This window comes from Streptomyces sp. SKN60, assembly GCF_026236535.1.
In the GTDB taxonomy this organism is placed as follows: Bacteria; Actinomycetota; Actinomycetes; order Streptomycetales; family Streptomycetaceae; genus Streptomyces.
The window spans coordinates 156,605-171,074 of record NZ_JAHTMW010000006.1 but is presented as its reverse complement, the minus strand read 5'-3'; the positions used below and the strand labels follow the sequence as shown (position 1 = coordinate 171,074).

The 14,470-nt window shown below is 71.1% G+C and carries 14 protein-coding genes; 11 read left to right on the top strand and 3 right to left on the bottom strand.

Annotated features, from left to right (window positions below; all coding sequences use genetic code 11):
* The first annotated feature begins 106 nt into the window (after positions 1-106).
* The 8 genes from KV205_RS12405 (at position 107) to KV205_RS12370 (ending at position 9,405) form a co-directional block, all read left to right on the top strand.
* Positions 107-1,798 carry an ABC transporter ATP-binding protein gene (locus KV205_RS12405; RefSeq protein ID WP_265864250.1) on the top strand — a complete coding sequence of 564 codons (1,692 nt, stop codon included), beginning with the start codon at positions 107-109 and terminating at the stop codon, positions 1,796-1,798.
* Positions 1,795-3,723: an ABC transporter ATP-binding protein gene (locus KV205_RS12400; RefSeq protein WP_265864249.1), complete on the top strand. Its 1,929-nt coding sequence runs from the start codon at positions 1,795-1,797 to the stop codon at positions 3,721-3,723. Before KV205_RS12405 ends, KV205_RS12400 begins: the two co-directional genes overlap by 4 nt.
* Positions 3,716-4,024, top strand: a complete 309-nt coding sequence (locus tag KV205_RS12395; RefSeq protein ID WP_265864248.1) for a hypothetical protein — start codon at positions 3,716-3,718, stop codon at positions 4,022-4,024. The genes KV205_RS12400 and KV205_RS12395 overlap by 8 nt, the downstream gene beginning before the upstream one ends.
* Before the next feature lie 34 nt (positions 4,025-4,058).
* Positions 4,059-4,544 carry a FixH family protein gene (locus KV205_RS12390; protein WP_265864247.1) on the top strand — a complete coding sequence of 162 codons (486 nt, stop codon included), beginning with the start codon at positions 4,059-4,061 and terminating at the stop codon, positions 4,542-4,544.
* Positions 4,545-4,549: 5 nt separating this feature from the next.
* Positions 4,550-5,725, top strand: a complete 1,176-nt coding sequence (locus KV205_RS12385) for a pyridoxal phosphate-dependent aminotransferase (protein ID WP_265864246.1) — start codon at positions 4,550-4,552, stop codon at positions 5,723-5,725.
* 30 nt (positions 5,726-5,755) lie between these two features.
* Positions 5,756-5,983 carry a heavy-metal-associated domain-containing protein gene (locus tag KV205_RS12380; RefSeq protein WP_265864244.1) on the top strand — a complete coding sequence of 76 codons (228 nt, stop codon included), beginning with the start codon at positions 5,756-5,758 and terminating at the stop codon, positions 5,981-5,983.
* A 153-nt stretch (positions 5,984-6,136) separates the two neighbouring features.
* The gene (locus KV205_RS12375; RefSeq protein WP_265864243.1) at positions 6,137-8,473 is read left to right on the top strand and encodes a cation-translocating P-type ATPase; all 2,337 of its coding nucleotides are present in this window, start codon (positions 6,137-6,139) and stop codon (positions 8,471-8,473) included.
* Positions 8,474-8,484: 11 nt separating this feature from the next.
* The gene (locus KV205_RS12370; RefSeq protein ID WP_265864242.1) at positions 8,485-9,405 is read left to right on the top strand and encodes a GNAT family N-acetyltransferase; all 921 of its coding nucleotides are present in this window, start codon (positions 8,485-8,487) and stop codon (positions 9,403-9,405) included.
* Between the two features lie 66 nt (positions 9,406-9,471).
* On the opposite strand, the gene KV205_RS12365 is transcribed toward KV205_RS12370, so the two are convergent.
* A complete protein-coding gene (locus tag KV205_RS12365) occupies positions 9,472-9,843 on the bottom strand; it encodes a helix-turn-helix transcriptional regulator (protein WP_265864240.1) in 372 nt (123 codons plus the stop codon).
* Positions 9,844-9,915: 72 nt separating this feature from the next.
* Entirely contained in the window at positions 9,916-10,272 is a 357-nt protein-coding gene (locus KV205_RS12360) for a metalloregulator ArsR/SmtB family transcription factor (protein ID WP_265864239.1), read from the bottom strand.
* A 111-nt stretch (positions 10,273-10,383) separates the two neighbouring features.
* Here KV205_RS12360 and KV205_RS12355 point away from each other — a divergent pair, with 111 nt between their 5' ends.
* The 3 genes from KV205_RS12355 to KV205_RS12345 are packed head-to-tail and all read left to right on the top strand — an operon-like array spanning position 10,384 to position 14,054.
* Complete coding sequence (locus tag KV205_RS12355; RefSeq protein WP_265864238.1) at positions 10,384-11,745, top strand: NAD(P)-binding domain-containing protein; 1,362 nt, start codon at positions 10,384-10,386, stop codon at positions 11,743-11,745.
* A gap of 6 nt (positions 11,746-11,751) precedes the next feature.
* Positions 11,752-12,963, top strand: a complete 1,212-nt coding sequence (locus tag KV205_RS12350; protein ID WP_265864237.1) for an MFS transporter — start codon at positions 11,752-11,754, stop codon at positions 12,961-12,963.
* A 35-nt stretch (positions 12,964-12,998) separates the two neighbouring features.
* Positions 12,999-14,054 (top strand): ArsO family NAD(P)H-dependent flavin-containing monooxygenase, encoded by a 1,056-nt coding sequence (locus KV205_RS12345; protein WP_265864236.1) that lies wholly within the window; start codon positions 12,999-13,001, stop codon positions 14,052-14,054.
* Here the strand turns inward: KV205_RS12345 and KV205_RS12340 are convergent.
* On the bottom strand, positions 13,958-14,332 hold the full coding sequence (locus KV205_RS12340; protein ID WP_265864235.1) for a hypothetical protein: 375 nt from the start codon (positions 14,330-14,332) through the stop codon (positions 13,958-13,960). The two genes, KV205_RS12345 and KV205_RS12340, sit on opposite strands and share 97 nt — an antisense overlap.
* Positions 14,333-14,470 lie beyond the last annotated feature (138 nt).

Genomic DNA, 14,470 nt, shown 5'->3' with positions numbered 1-14,470 from the left:
GCGCCTGCTGCGACTGATCCCGTCCCGGGACGCTACGGCGGACCGCACCCGGCGGGTGCGGTCCGCTGAACACCACCAACCACCACACATCAGAGGGGGCTCGACGTTGAACGACTCGCTTCGCGCGCTGCGCTTCATCTATGGCTACCCGCTGCGCTACCGCCGCGAGATCATCACCGCCACGGTGATCATGTTCATCGGCCTCCTGGGCAACATCGCCGTGCCGCTCCTCACCCGCTACGCCATCGACATCGGCGTTCTCGGCGGGAAGTCGGGCAGCCTGCTGGTGACCTCGGTCGGTGTCCTCGCCGCCGGCATAGCCACCACGGCCCTGCTGCACTACGGCAAGCGCATGCGGTTCAACGTGGCCAGCAAGGCCGTCAACGACCTGCGTGAGGACATGGTGCGCAAGATGATGCACCTGGGTCCCGCGGACGTGGCCGAGGCGTCCGGCGGCCGTGCGCTCACCAGGCTCATCTCCGACGCGGTCTCGGTCCGCGGCCTCACCAACGGCGGCCTGCTCGAACTGGCCAACCAGCTGCTCGTCATGCTCGCCATGCTGGTCACGGCGCTGATCATCGACCCGCGCACGACCCTGCTGGCCTGCATCCCGATGGTCTTCGTCGTCATCGGCAACTTCACCGTGCAGCTCCGCCTGCAGCGGGCCTTCATCGAGCTCAAGAGCCAGTTCACCAAGCTCCTCGCCGGCGTCGGCGAGTCGCTCGCCAACATCAACGTCGTCAAGTCGTACGGCCGCGAGGCGGACGCCTCCGACCGCCTGAACAAGGTCAACGAGGCCCACACGACCCGCGACGGCCAGATGAAGCGCACGTACAGCCGCTGGGAAGCCGTCCTGAACGTCATCGGCGGCCTGCCCACCCCGATCGCCCTGTGGGCCGGCGGCAACGCCGTCCTGGACGGCACCAGCACCGTCGGAGACCTCGTCGCCGTCGTCGCCCTGGTCATGATGTTCCAGATGAGCGTCCACATGCTCGCCATGCACGTGAACGGAGCCTTCCGCAGCGTCGTCACCGCACAGCGCCTGCTCCGCGTCATGGACGCCCGCTCCGTCCTCGCCACCGGAGAGGGCAGCACCGACGTCCCCGCCGTGGGCGGGATCCACGCCTCCGGCATCGTCGTCGACGTCGCCGGCCGGCGGATCCTCGACAGGGCCGAGTTCCGGGTCGAACCCGGCGAGGCCGTCCTGCTCACCGGCCCCACCGGCAGCGGCAAGTCCACCCTGCTGCACGTGCTGGCCCGACTGCGCGACCCCGAGGCCGGCAGCGTCACCTACGACGGCGTCGACGCCCGTACGTACGCCTCCGAGGCGCTGCGCCGCCGGATCGTCTGCCTGCCCCAGCGCCAGTGGATCTTCGAGGGCACCCTTGAGGAGAACGTCCGCTTCGCCCGCCCCGAGGCCACCCGCCAGGAGACGGCCGACGCCGTCGAGGCCGCCGGACTCTCCCACATCCCGCTGGACCGGCGCTTCGGCGCCAGCACCCTGGACCTGTCCGCAGGCGAGCGCCAGCGCATCGGCCTGGCCCGCGTCCTGCTCGTGGACCCCGACATCCTGCTGCTCGACAACCCCACGGCGAACCTGGACGCCCAGACCGAGGCCGCGCTCCTGGAGACGGTCCTCCGGGTCCGCCGGGGCCGCACCCTGGTCATCGCCTCCCAGCAGCCCGCCGTCGCCGGCTACGTCGACCGCACCGTCAGCCTCGCCTCCTCAGAGCCCTCCGCGGGCGCCACGGCCACCCTCGCGGGCGCGACCAGCGCGGACGGAGGAAAGGAATCATGACCACCACGTCGACCCAGGCGACCGCAGAACTCCCGGACGAGCGCGCGGCACGAAGGACGCTCCTCCTCGCCGTACGTCGCTTCCTTCCCTACCTGCGTCCCCACTGGGGCTGGCTGACGATCGCCACGTCCATGGCCGTCGTCAACACCATCGTCACGATCGCCGTGATGTACACGGTGATGGCCGGCATCGGCCACATCGTCCTCGGCGACATGGAGGCCGTCCGGTCCACGGCGCTCAACCTCGTCCTGCTGACCGTCCTCGACAACGTCATCCGCATCACCTACAACGCGGCGATGATCCGCGTGAACGAGCGCCTGACGATCACCATCCGCAACGACCTCGTGGCCCGCCTGCACAACGTCCAGCTCTCGCGGCACGTCGCCCAGGAGAGCGGCGCGTGGGTCACCCGTATCCTCTTCGAGGCCAATCGTTTCCGCGGCTTCCTGACCAAGACGCTGATGGAGTTCACCAACAGCGCCATCTGGTTCATCGCGTTCGCCGTCTTCCTGCTCGCCCTCAGCCCCCTGGTCGCCCTGCCCACACTCTTCACGATCCCGCTGATGGTGTGGATCGCGGTGAAGTGGACGGCACGCCTGCGACCCGACACCCGTGCGCAGCGCGAGGGCTGGGACCAGATGGTCGGCTACCTCAACCAGCGCATCGACGGCCTCGCGGACATCCGCGCCTTCGGCCAGGAGGAGGCGGTCCTCGCCCAGCTCCGCGAGCGCTCGGAGGAGTACAGCGAGGTCCACAACCGGCTCTCCCGCAAGCGGCTCTGGCTCACCTCGCACCTCGGCTTCAGCGTCTTCCTGGCCCTCGCCCTGCTGATCTTCTTCGGCGGCCTCCAGATCATCAACGGGCACCAGCTGGGCTCCGGGTTCTTCTTCGACATGGCCTCCGGCATGATGCCGATGACCTGGATGCTCATGGGCACCGACACCATGATGGCGTCCATGGGCATGGCCTCCGGCACCGCGCTGGCGGCCGGCACCCTCGCCGCCTTCGCGCTCTTCGTCAAGCGCATGCTCAACCCCGTCCGCGACCTCGCCAACCAGATGGGCCAGGCCTCCGACATCGCCGCCTCCGCGCAGCGCATGCTCGACGTGCTCGACCTGGAGGAGGAGCAGAGCGGCTCCGGCACCCTGCCGCCGGTCGAGGGCGCGGTGGACATCGACGACGTCACCTTCGCGTACGGCGACGGGCCCGACGTCCTCCACGGCATCAACCTGCACGCCGAGCCCGGCCAGCACATCGGCATCGTCGGCACCAGCGGTGCCGGCAAGAGCACCCTGATGCAGCTGCTCGTCCGGCTGTACACGCCGACCCACGGCACCGTACGCATCGACGGCCACGACCTCGCCGACATCAGCAGCGCGTCCGTGCGCTCCCAGGTGCTCCTGGTCACCCAGGAGGCCCAGCTCTTCGACGGCACCGTCACCGAGAACATCCTCTTCGGCCGGCCCGATGCCACCGAGGAGCAGGTCGTCGAGGCGGCCAGGGCCGTCGGCGCCCACGAGGTGATCTCCGGCCTGAAGGACGGCTACAAGACCCGGGTCGGCGAACGGGGTTCGCGCCTCTCCGTCGGCGAGCGCCAGATCATCGCCCTCGCCCGGGCCATGCTCGTCGACCCTCGCGTCATCGTCCTCGACGAGGCCATCTCCAGCGTCGACCCGGATCGCCAGCGACTGGTCTTCGCCGCCATCCGCCGCCTCCTCGAAGGCCGGACGGCGATCGTCGTCGCCCACTGGCTGACCCTCATCGAGGACCTCGACCAGGTCTTCGTCCTGGAGGACGGTCGGATCGTCGAGTCCGGCCGACCCGTCGAACTGCTCACCGCGGGCGGACGGCTCACCGAGCTCTGTCAGGCCCACGAGGGCCGCACCCGCAAGAACACCACCGGAAAGGACAACGCCCATGTCTGACACCAACCTCGGAAACATGTTCTGGGACGCCGCCCAGGGGAACGCGGCCACCACCGTCGAGGCGCCGAAGGCGTCGTCGTGCTGCGGCCCCAAGCCGGCCGCCGACGCCGCCAAGCCCGCCGAGGCGGAGAAGGCCGAGCAGGTCGCCGCCCCGAAGAAGTCGTCGTGCTGCGGCCCCAAGCCGGCCGCGGACGCCGCCGAGGCCCCGAAGGCGTCGTCGTGCTGCGGTCCCAAGCCCGCGGCCGAGAGCGCCGCGCCCGCCGAGGCCGAGGCGCCCAAGAAGTCGTCCTGCTGCGGCTGACCCGCACCCGCCCACCGTTCCCGAAGGAGCACAGATGACCCGGCGCACGGCCACCACCCGGCCCGCCGTACGCGGCACGAAGGCAGTGCGCCTGGCCGCCGTGACGAGCGCGGCCCTGGCCGCGGTCCTCACCGGATGCAGCACCCCCGCGTCCTCGGCCGGCGGCGGCGCGGGCGGCACCGCCCTCGACGCGAGCTGTCGCGGTACGAAGACCGAGGCGGGCCTGGAGATCACGCTCGCGGTCAGCCCCTGCCCCGCCAAGGGCGGTGGCGCCGCCGCCACGGCGGCCATCACCGTCAAGGACGCGGCGGGCAAGGCCGTGGAGGGCGCGAAGGTCGAGATCAACCCGGAGATGCCCAACATGAAGATGAAGGGCGGCAACCAGTCCGCCGAGGCCAAGGGCGACGGGTACGAGGCCAAGCTCGTCCTGGGCATGCCCGGCGACTGGCTGGTCTCCGTGGTCGTCACGCCGGCGTCCGGCAAGGCCACCACCGCCGCGTTCGACGTGAAGGCGGAGTAGGCGCCGTGCTCAGTACCCGAGCGCGGACCCTGCCCGCCTCCAGCACCGCCGCCCTGGACGCGCACATCAAAGCCCTGCTCGCGGACGGCGCCGACATCATCAACCTCACCGGCGGCGAGCTCGACTTCCCCACCCCGGAGCAGGCGGCCGACGGGGCGCGACGGGCGATCGCCGAAGGTCACACCCGGTACACCCCGGTCGCCGGGATCGGACCCCTGCGCGAGGCGATCGCCCGGCGTCTCGCCGATCACTGGGGCTGCTCGTACGAGACGAACCAGATCGTCACCACGAACGGCGCCAAGCAGGCCCTCGCCCAGATCTTCACCGTGCTCTGCGAGCCCGGCGACGAGGTGATCCTGCCCGCGCCGTACTGGGTGAGCTTTCCGCACATGATCGCCCTCGCCGGGGCCGTCCCGGTCGTCGTGGACACGGCCGGCACCGGCTTCAAGCTCACCCCCGAGGCGCTGCGGGAGCGGATCACCCCGAAGACCAGGGTCATCCTGCTCAACAGCCCCTCGAACCCGACCGGCGTCGTCTACGACCGCTCGGAACTCCAGGCGCTGACGGCCGTCGCCGTCGAGCACGACCTCGTCATCGTCAGCGACGAGATCTACGGAGACCTCGTCCACGAGGGAGCCGCCTTCACGAGCGTGGCCTCCCTCGGCCAGGACGTCGCCGAACGGACGGTCACCATCGGAGGGTTCTCCAAGACCTACGCGATGACGGGCTGGCGCATCGGCTTCGCCGCCGCTCCCGCACCCGTCGCCGCAGCCCTCTCGGCCGTACAGGGACACACCAGCTCCGCCCCGTCCTCCATATCCCAGTACGCCGCGCTCGCCGCCCTGACCGGCGACACCGACGCCGAGCTCGCCCGGCGCGCGGCGGAGCTCAACGTCCGGCGGGCGCTGATGAGTGAAGGCCTCGCCGGCCTGCCACCCCTGCGGCTCACCGCCGAACCCCAGGGCGGATTCTTCGCCTTCGTCGACGTCCGGGGTCTCTACACCCGGCCCGACGACGACGCGGCCACCGTCGCCCGCGACCTCCTGGAACACGCCGGTGTCGCGGTCATGCCCGGGCGCGACTTCGCCGCCCCCGACCACGTGCGTCTGTCGTACGCGGTCAGCACCGACGACATCTCCCAGGCGCTGCACCGCATCGGCACCTATCTCAAGAACCACTGACCTGAAGACCATCAGCGAACGGAGCACCTCATGAGCGACACCGCGACCACCGTCTTCGACGTCCGCGGCATGACCTGCGGCGGCTGCGCCAAGCGCATCCGCACCGCCATCGAGACGGACCTCGGCGACGGCACCGAGGTGGTCGTCGACCACAAGGCAGGCCGGGTCACCGTCACCGCGCCCGGGGGCGTCAACGCCGAGTCGGTCCAGGCCGCCGTCGAGCGCACGGGATACGAGTTCGCCGGAACGGCCGCCTGACCGTGAACCCGCCCACCAAGCTCACCCTCTTCGCCGTCGGCCTCGTCGCCTGCTTCGGCATCTCGTACCTGCTCGGCAGCGCGCTGCCGCCTCTGTAACCCCCTATGTCCAGTCCACCGTTCACCCGTCCACCGTCCTAAGGAGAACGCAGTCATGGCAGGCACTGCCACGACGGCACCGGCCGTGGTCACGCTCGACATCGGCGGCATGACCTGCGGTGCCTGCTCGGCCCGAATAGAGAAGAAGCTCAACCGCCTCGAAGGCGTGACCGCCGAGGTCAACTTCGCCCTCGAACGGGCCCACGTCAGCTTCGACGAGCGGCATTCGGTCGACGACCTCATCGACACGGTCGTGAAGCTGGGCTACACCGCCGAGCTGCCGCCGCCTCCCGAGGCGGCGGCCTCGGCGGCGTCGGCCCCCGGCGAGTCGGCCGAGGAGGCCGCGGACCGCGAACTCGCGGCCATGCGTCGGCGCATCCTCATCTGCCTCGCGCTCACCGTGCCGGTCATCGCCATGGCCATGGTCACCCCGCTCCAGTTCGACAACTGGCAGTGGCTCTCGCTCACCCTCGCCGCACCGGTGGCCATCTGGGGTGCCTGGCCGTTCCACACGGTCGCCTGGAAGAACCTCAAGCAGGCCGCCGGCACGATGGACACGCTGGTGTCCGTCGGCGTCCTCGCCTCCTTCGGCTGGTCGCTGTACGCCCTGTTCTTCGGTTACGCGGGCATCACCGGCATGCAGATGCCGTTCCTGATGACCCCCACCCCGGGACAGGGCCTGCACCACATCTATCTGGAGGTCGCCACCTCCCTCACTCTCTTCGTCCTCGTCGGCCGCTACGCGGAACACCGCGCCAAGCGCCGGGCGGGCAGCGCGGTACGCGCCCTGCTCGAACTCGGAGCCAAGGACGTCACCGCCCTGCGCGCGGGCCAGGAGGTCACGATCCCGATCGGCGAACTCCGCGTCGGTGACCAGTTCGTGGTCCGGCCCGGCGAGAAGATAGCCACCGACGGCGTCGTCGTGGACGGCACCTCCGCCGTCGATGCGTCGATGCTGACGGGGGAGAGCGTCCCCCAGGAGGTGACCGTCGGCGACAGCGTCGTCGGCGCCACCGTGAACACCAGCGGCCGACTGACGGTACGGGCCGAGCGCGTCGGCGCGGACACCCAGCTCGCCCACATCAGCCGGCTCGTCTCCGACGCCCAGGCGGGCAAGGCGCCCGTGCAGCGGCTCGCCGACCGGATCGCGGCCATCTTCGTACCCGTGGTCGTCGCCATCGCCTTCTGCGTCGGCGGCTTCTGGATCGGCAACGGAGGGGACTCGGCCGTCGCGCTCACCGCGGCCGTCGCCGTCCTCGTCGTCGCCTGCCCGTGCTCGCTCGGGCTCGCCACCCCCACCGCCCTCCTCGTCGGCACCGGGCGTGGCGCCCAGCTCGGCATCGTGATCCGCGGACCCCAGATCCTGGAATCCACCCGCCGCATCGACACCGTCCTGCTCGACAAGACCGGCACGGTCACCACCGGCAAGATGCGGCTCGTCGAGACCGTCTGCGCCGAGGGCACCACCCGGGACGAACTCCTCACCCTCGCGGGGGCGTTGGAGCACTCCTCCGAGCATCCCATCGCCACGGCCGTCACGGTTGCCGCCAGGGCAGTGACCCCGGACCTGCCCGCGGTCGCCGACTTCCAGGCCAGCGCCGGCTTCGGTGTGGTCGGCACGGTCGACGGACGCGAGATCATCGTCGGCCGCCCGGGCTGGGTCGGTGAGCGGATGAGCACGCCGGACGGCCTCCGGAGCCGCCTCACCGAGATCGAGGGCAGCGGCCACACCCCCGTGGCCGTCGGCTGGGACGGGCGCCTGCGCGGACTCCTCCTCGTCGCCGACGAGGCCAAGCCCACCAGCCGCCGTGCCATCGACGAGATGCGCAGCCTGGGGCTCAACCCCATCCTGCTGACCGGTGACAGCAAGGGCGCGGCCCGCCGTATCGCCGACGAGATGGGTATCACCGAAGTCGAGGCGGAGGTCCTGCCCCAGGACAAGGCGGCCGTGGTGCGCCGACTGCAGGACGAGGGCCGGAACGTGGCCATGGTCGGCGACGGCATCAACGACGCCGCCGCGCTCGCCCAGGCCGACCTCGGCATCGCCATCGGCGGCGGCACCGACGCCGCCATCGAGGCCAGCGACATCACCCTCGTACGGGGAGATCTCCGCGACGCCGCCGACGCGGTCCGCCTCTCGCGGCGCACGCTCGGCACGATCAAGGGCAACCTGTTCTGGGCGTTCGTCTACAACCTCGCCGGCATTCCGCTCGCGGCCTCGGGCGTCCTCAACCCGATGATCGCGGGTGCGGCCATGGCGCTCTCCAGCATCTTCGTGGTGACCAACAGCCTCAGGCTGCGCCGCTTCAAGTCGTCCTCCCGGCACGACGAAGCGAAGGCCGAGGCCGAGCTCCTGGCCCCCGCGAGCCCCAGCCCGGCGGCGGTCTCGTGATCGTCAGCTCCATGGGCCTGCCGATGGCCCTCGTCGACGTCGACCAGGCGCTGAGCGGCGACTGGCGGGAGTACGAGGGCAAGGTGGACCTCATCAGGGTCCAGGACCCGCCCGTGGAGTCCTGGACCCGGCTGAGAGAGGCCGGATTCCTGCCCAAGCCGCAGGTGGTGGCATGGCGGGCCGAGGTCCTGGACTCCGAGGAGCGGTACCTCGGCACGCTTCCCCGCAAGGACCGCTACGACATCCGGACCGCCTATCGGAGGGCCGGCGAGGGCGGACTTCGGGTGGGGACGGAGCCGCTGACGGCCGGCCTGCTCGACGAGTTCCTGGAGTTGTACGAGCGTCAGGTGGCGGCCATGCGGCACGGCTGGGCCGTCGCCGTCGAGCAGCGGCGGAACATCCTCGCCGAGGCCGGGAGCTACTGCGCGGTCACGGTTCGTTCGCAGGGCACGCTCGTGGCCGGCTGTCTGAACCAGGACGTCCCGGCGAAGGACGAGATCCGTGCCCGGTTCTCGGCCGTGAGCTCGGACCATCGTCACGACAGCCTGGCGCGACTGCTCTACTGGGAGATGCTGCGTGAGGCGCGGGGCAGGAAGCGGCGCTGGGCCTCGCTCGGCCGGGACATCAACCTCTACGGCCATGTGGTCAAGCCCGGGCTGTTCAGCTTCAAGTCCAGGCTCGGATTCGCCGCCGTGCCGGGGCAGTTGCTGGAACCGGGCAGCGGATCGCACCAGGCCGACCGGGTCGTGCGTTTCAAGGAACTGACCGACCCGACGCTGCTGTTGTCCTACGCGCCGGTGGCCGGGGAAGCGGCGGCCCTTGCCGCCCCGCTCCAACTGAACCTGTGCACCCCGTCGGAGGAACTGGACACCGGCCCCTACCGTGGCGTCGGCCTCGCCGGCACCACCGTGCACACCGTACGTCCCACCTGAGACCGCGGGCGGGCATCGTGATCATCCCCCGTACACGATGCCCGCCCGCTTCACGTCTGTCCGCCGTCAGGCGCGAGCCGGCATGGCCAGGAGGGACGCCAGTGCGGTGAAGACGTCCGGGTCCACCCGGTAGTAGACCCAGGTGCGGCGCCGCTGGGAGGTGAGCAGCCCGGCCTCGCGCAGCTTCTTCAAGTGGTGGGAGACCGTCGGCTGCGAGACACCCACGTCCGCGATGTCGCACACGCACGCCTCGCCGGCGGGGTGAGAGGCCACACGCGACAGCAGCCTCAGCCGGACCGGGTCGGACAGCGCCTTGAAGACGGTGGCCAGCCGTTCGGCGTCCAGCGCGGAGAGCTCCGCCGAGATGAGCGGATTGCAACAGGGCACTGCCCCCTGCGACGGAGGGGCGGCCTCGGGAACCATACTCAGGTTCGACATTCTTCTATTTTTGCATGCGTCGAATTATGGACGCAATGGGTTCGGCGGCTCCGCGTGCGTGCCGGTTGGGCGTCAACTGCCCAGTGAGAGAAGGGCGGACATGGTCGCCACCGGCTGAGGGGCGACCCGGTAGTAGATCCAGGTGCCGCGCCGCTCCGAGGTGAGCAGCCCGGCCTCGCGCAGCTTCTTCAGGTGGTGGGAGACCGTCGGCTGCGAGACACCCACGTTTGAGATGTCGCACACGCAGGCCTCCCCGGCGGGGTGGGAGGCGACGCGAGAGAACAGGCGCAGGCGGACCGGATCGGCGAGCGCTTTGAGCAGCGTTGCCGCGTACTCGGCGTCGGCCTCGGAGAGGGCGCCGGAGTCCAGCGGCTCGCAGCAGACTGCCGATGCCGCCTCGACGGTGACCGTGGGACGTTTATTCGACATTCTTCTATGTTGACACTTGTCGAAGTGTGCGACAAGCTGGCCTCAGATTAGATAGCCGTCTAATCAGTGCAGCGGGGGGACACTCCCGCCGACAGCGAAGGACAGAGCCCGATGACCTCCATCGATGCCGCTGAACTCCCCGTCGTCGTCATCGGCGCCGGCCCGATCGGCCTCGCCGCCGCAGCTCACCTCGTGGAACGGGGCCTGAACCCGCTGGTGTTCGAGGCCGGGGCCGCCGCCGGGGCCGCCGTGCGCGACTGGTCCCACGTCAGGCTGTTCTCCACCTGGGACGAGGTCATCGACCCGGCCGCCGAGAAGCTCCTCGCGGCGAACGGCTGGCAGCGGCCCGACGGCGCCACGTACCCCACCGGCGGCGACTGGGTCGAGTCGTATCTGAAGCCCCTCGCCGACGCACTCGGCGACCGCGTCCGTCTGGGCACGACCGTCACCGGCGTCTCCCGCGCCGGCCGTGACCGCGTCGTCGACGCCGACCGCGACGAGCAGCCGTTCACCGTCCACGCCGTCGCCGCCGACGGGACCGAGCTCCGGCTTCTCGCCCGCGCCGTCGTCGATGCCTCCGGCACCTGGGCCAAGCCCGGCCCCGCCGGTGGCAACGGCCTGCACGCCGTGGGCGAGCGCGCCCACGCGCAGCGCATCGCCTACCGCGTGCCCGACCTCCGCGACCCCGAGACCCGCGCCCGCTACGCCGGCAAGCGCACCGCTGTCGTGGGCAGCGGCGCCTCCGCCTTCACCGCTCTCGTGGCCCTCGCCGAACTGGCCGCGTCCGAACCGGGCACGCGTGCGCTGTGGGTCCTGCGCCGTGGCGTCACCTCCGCCACGTACGGAGGCGGCTCGTCCGACCAGCTCCCTGCCCGCGGCGCTCTCGGCCTCGCGGCCAAGGCCGCGGTCGACGCCGGCCACGCCGACGCCGTCACCGGTTTCCGGATCGCCGAGATCGAGGCGAACGCCGACGGCACGCTCACGCTCGTCGCGGAGGACGGCACGCGCACCGAGCCCGTCGACGAGGTCATCACCCTCACCGGTTTCCGCCCGGACCTCTCCTTCCTCGACGAGCTCCGCCTCGACCTGGACGCACGGCTCCAGGCGCCCGTCGAGCTCGCGCCCCTGATCGACCCCAACGTCCACTCGTGCGGCACCGTCTACCCGCACGGCGCCAAGGAGCTGTCGCACGGCGAGAAGAACGTCTACCTCGTCGGCATGAAGTCCTACGGCCGCGCGCCCACCTTCCTCGCCATGACCGGCTACGAGCAGGTCCGCTCGATCGCGGCGGCCCTCGCCGGTGACCACGAGGCCGCCGAGCGTGTCGAGCTGACGCTGCCTGAGACCGGCGTGTGCGGCGGCTCCGGCCTCTTCGACGCCCCCGCCGAGGAGAAGGGCGGCAGCTGCTGCGGCGCCCCCGAGACCCTGCAGATCGAGACCATCGGGCTGGCCGGCCGTCCCGTCGGCAGCTGACCCCCGATGAGACCGGTCGCAGCCGCCCGGCCGCTCGCCCCACCCCAAGGGCGACCGCGCCGGGCGCTGTGGGCGCTCTGCCTCACCCAGATCACGAGCTGGGGCATCCTCTACTACGCCTTCCCCGTGCTGAACGCGGAGATCACCGCCACGACCGGCTGGTCCGCACGGGCGACCACCGGTGCCTTCTCACTGGCTCTCGTCGTCTCGGCCGTCTCGGGCATCTTCGTGGGCCGCGTCATCGACCGCCGAGGCCCCCGGATGGTCATGACGGCCGGATCCGTTCTGGGCGGGATCAGCCTCGTCGTCATCGCCACCGCACCCGACCTCAGCGCCTTCTTCGTCGGCTGGGCCCTGGCGGGCGCGGCCATGGCCGCGACCTTCTACCAGCCGGCCTTCGCAGCCCTGACCCGTTGGTGGGCGCCCGACCACGTCCGCGCACTCACCGTGGTCACCCTCGCCGGCGGACTCGCCTCCACCGTCTTCGCCCCGCTCACCGCGGCCCTCGCCGACCGGTTCGGCTGGCGGGACACGTACCTGGTCCTCGCCCTGGTGCTCGCCGCCGTCACGATCCCCGCACACGCGACCGCCCTCAACGCCCCGTGGCCCGCTGCCGTGCCGGCGGCTCACGAGCACGCCCACGCCTCCGGCATCGCGCGGAGCCGGGCGTTCGGCATGCTCGTCGTCGCGATGACGCTTTCGGCCTTCGCGACGTACGCGGTCGTCATCGCCCTCGTACCCCTCATGGCCGAGCGGGGGTTCTCCCTGTCGGCCGCCGCCCTGGCCCTCGGCCTGGGCGGGGCGGGCCAGACCGTGGGGCGCCTCTTCTACGCGCTGCTGGCCCGCCGCACCGGGCCCCGCCTGCGCCTCGCCGTGCTCATCACGTGCGGCGGCCTCACGACAGCGGCCCTTGCCGCGATCCCCGGCCCCTACCCGTTGGTCGTCGCGCTCTCCATCACCGCCGGCATGATCCGGGGGAACCTCACCCTCGCCCAGGCCACCGCCGTCACGGACCGGTGGGGAGCGGCCCATTACGGCAGGCTGTCCGGGCTCCTCGGAGCGCTTCCGACCGCCGCCGGCGCCTTCGCCCCTTTCGCGAGTGCGGCACTCGCGGTCTCCTTGGGCGGATACCCTCACCTGTTCGCGCTCCTGGCAGCCGTCGCGGCCGTCGCCGCCCTGGCAGCCCTCCGTACGTCACCGCACGCGCAACCACGATAATCATCGTCATCACTGGAAGAAGGGAAGTCCCCGACATGAGCAGGACGTTCGACGTTGTGGTGATCGGTGGAGGCCAGGCCGGACTCGCCGCCGGCTATCACCTGCGCCGAGCCGGCCTCGACTTCGTGGTCCTGGACGCGGGCACGGCCCCGGGCGGCGCCTGGCGGCACGCGTGGGACTCCCTCCACCTGTTCTCCCCGGCGGCCTACTCCTCTCTTCCGGGCCGCATCATGCCGCCCCAGCCGGGGGAGGAGTTCCCGGAAGCGGGTCACGTCGTCGAGTACCTCACCGACTACGAGCAGCGGTACGAGCTCCCTGTCGTCCGCCCTGTCCGGGTCCGAGGCGTCCACGACGAGGGCGAACTCCTCCGTATAGAGACCGACTCCGACACCTGGCACGCCCGCGCGGTCATCAGTGCAACGGGCACCTGGTCGCGCCCCTTCGTGCCGTCGATTCCTGGCCGGCCGGACTTCCGGGGCCGCCAGCTCCACACCGTCGAGTACGACAACGCCGCGGCCTTCGCAGGCCAGCGGGTCATCGTCGTCGGCGGCGGCAACTCCGGCGCCCAGATCGCCGCCGACCTCGCGCACGACACCCACCTCACCTGGGCCACCCTGCGCGAACCCCGCTACCTCCCCGACGACATCGACGGCCGCGCCCTCTTCGACGCCGCCACCGCCCGCCGCCGCGCTCTTGACGAGGGCCGCCCCGACACCGGGGGCGTCTCCGCCCTCGGCGACATCGTGGCCGTCCCTCCCGTCCGCGAAGCCCGCGACGCCGGCCTCCTCAAGGCCACCCCGATGTTCGACCGCCTCACCCCGACCGGCGTGGCGTGGGCCGACGGCATGACCGCCGAGGCAGACGCCATCATCTGGTGCACCGGCTTCCGCCCCGCCCTCACCCACCTCACCCCCCTCGCCCTCCGCACCCCCGACGGCCACATCCCCACCCACGGCACCCAATGCACCACCGACCCCCGCATCCACCTCCTCGGCTACGGCGACTGGACCGGCCCGGCGTCGGCCACCCTGGTGGGCGTGGGCCGCACGGCGAGGGAGGCGGCCCGGGCCATCGCCCAGCTGGCTCGGTGAGGCCGTTCAACCGATTCCTTGACGGCGGTCCAGCCGCCGTGGTCATTCCAGATGGGGATGGCCACGGCACCGATGTACTCGGGTGAGATGACCCCGTCGAAGGGGTCCTCGGCAATGCCGCCACGACGGCGCGCACCGAGAAGGATCCTCTTGAGTGTGTCGTACGCGTTCTGCTGCGAGGTCAGGCCGACGGAGCGCTCCTCCATCGACATGATGAAGTCCTCGACCACGGTCGACGTGAAGGTGTTGGTCCGGCGGGATTCGAGGACGGGCAGCACCTGGCTGTTCAGTCTGTTGCGTCGCGTACCCCAACTCCTCCCGCTGTCGACCTGTGGCATCGCGATAGCGAGAATTATCGCCGCCCGATCGCCGGGGCACACGGGTGTGGTGGGGCGGTCGGGGTTGCCGCTGGACCT

Excerpts from the sequence above, each read along its gene's own strand:
- KV205_RS12370 (WP_265864242.1), top strand. The coding sequence starts at position 8,485 with ATGGGCCTGCCGATGGCCCTCGTCGACGTCGACCAGGCGCTGAGCGGC.
- KV205_RS12345 (WP_265864236.1), top strand. The coding sequence starts at position 12,999 with ATGAGCAGGACGTTCGACGTTGTGGTGATCGGTGGAGGCCAGGCCGGA.
- KV205_RS12350 (WP_265864237.1), top strand. The coding sequence starts at position 11,752 with ATGAGACCGGTCGCAGCCGCCCGGCCGCTCGCCCCACCCCAAGGGCGA.
- KV205_RS12395 (WP_265864248.1), top strand. The coding sequence starts at position 3,716 with ATGTCTGACACCAACCTCGGAAACATGTTCTGGGACGCCGCCCAGGGG.
- KV205_RS12375 (WP_265864243.1), top strand. The coding sequence starts at position 6,137 with ATGGCAGGCACTGCCACGACGGCACCGGCCGTGGTCACGCTCGACATC.
- KV205_RS12365 (WP_265864240.1), bottom strand. The coding sequence starts at position 9,843 with ATGTCGAACCTGAGTATGGTTCCCGAGGCCGCCCCTCCGTCGCAGGGG.
- KV205_RS12380 (WP_265864244.1), top strand. The coding sequence starts at position 5,756 with ATGAGCGACACCGCGACCACCGTCTTCGACGTCCGCGGCATGACCTGC.
- KV205_RS12360 (WP_265864239.1), bottom strand. The coding sequence starts at position 10,272 with ATGTCGAATAAACGTCCCACGGTCACCGTCGAGGCGGCATCGGCAGTC.
- KV205_RS12390 (WP_265864247.1), top strand. The coding sequence starts at position 4,059 with ATGACCCGGCGCACGGCCACCACCCGGCCCGCCGTACGCGGCACGAAG.
- KV205_RS12355 (WP_265864238.1), top strand. The coding sequence starts at position 10,384 with ATGACCTCCATCGATGCCGCTGAACTCCCCGTCGTCGTCATCGGCGCC.
- KV205_RS12400 (WP_265864249.1), top strand. The coding sequence starts at position 1,795 with ATGACCACCACGTCGACCCAGGCGACCGCAGAACTCCCGGACGAGCGC.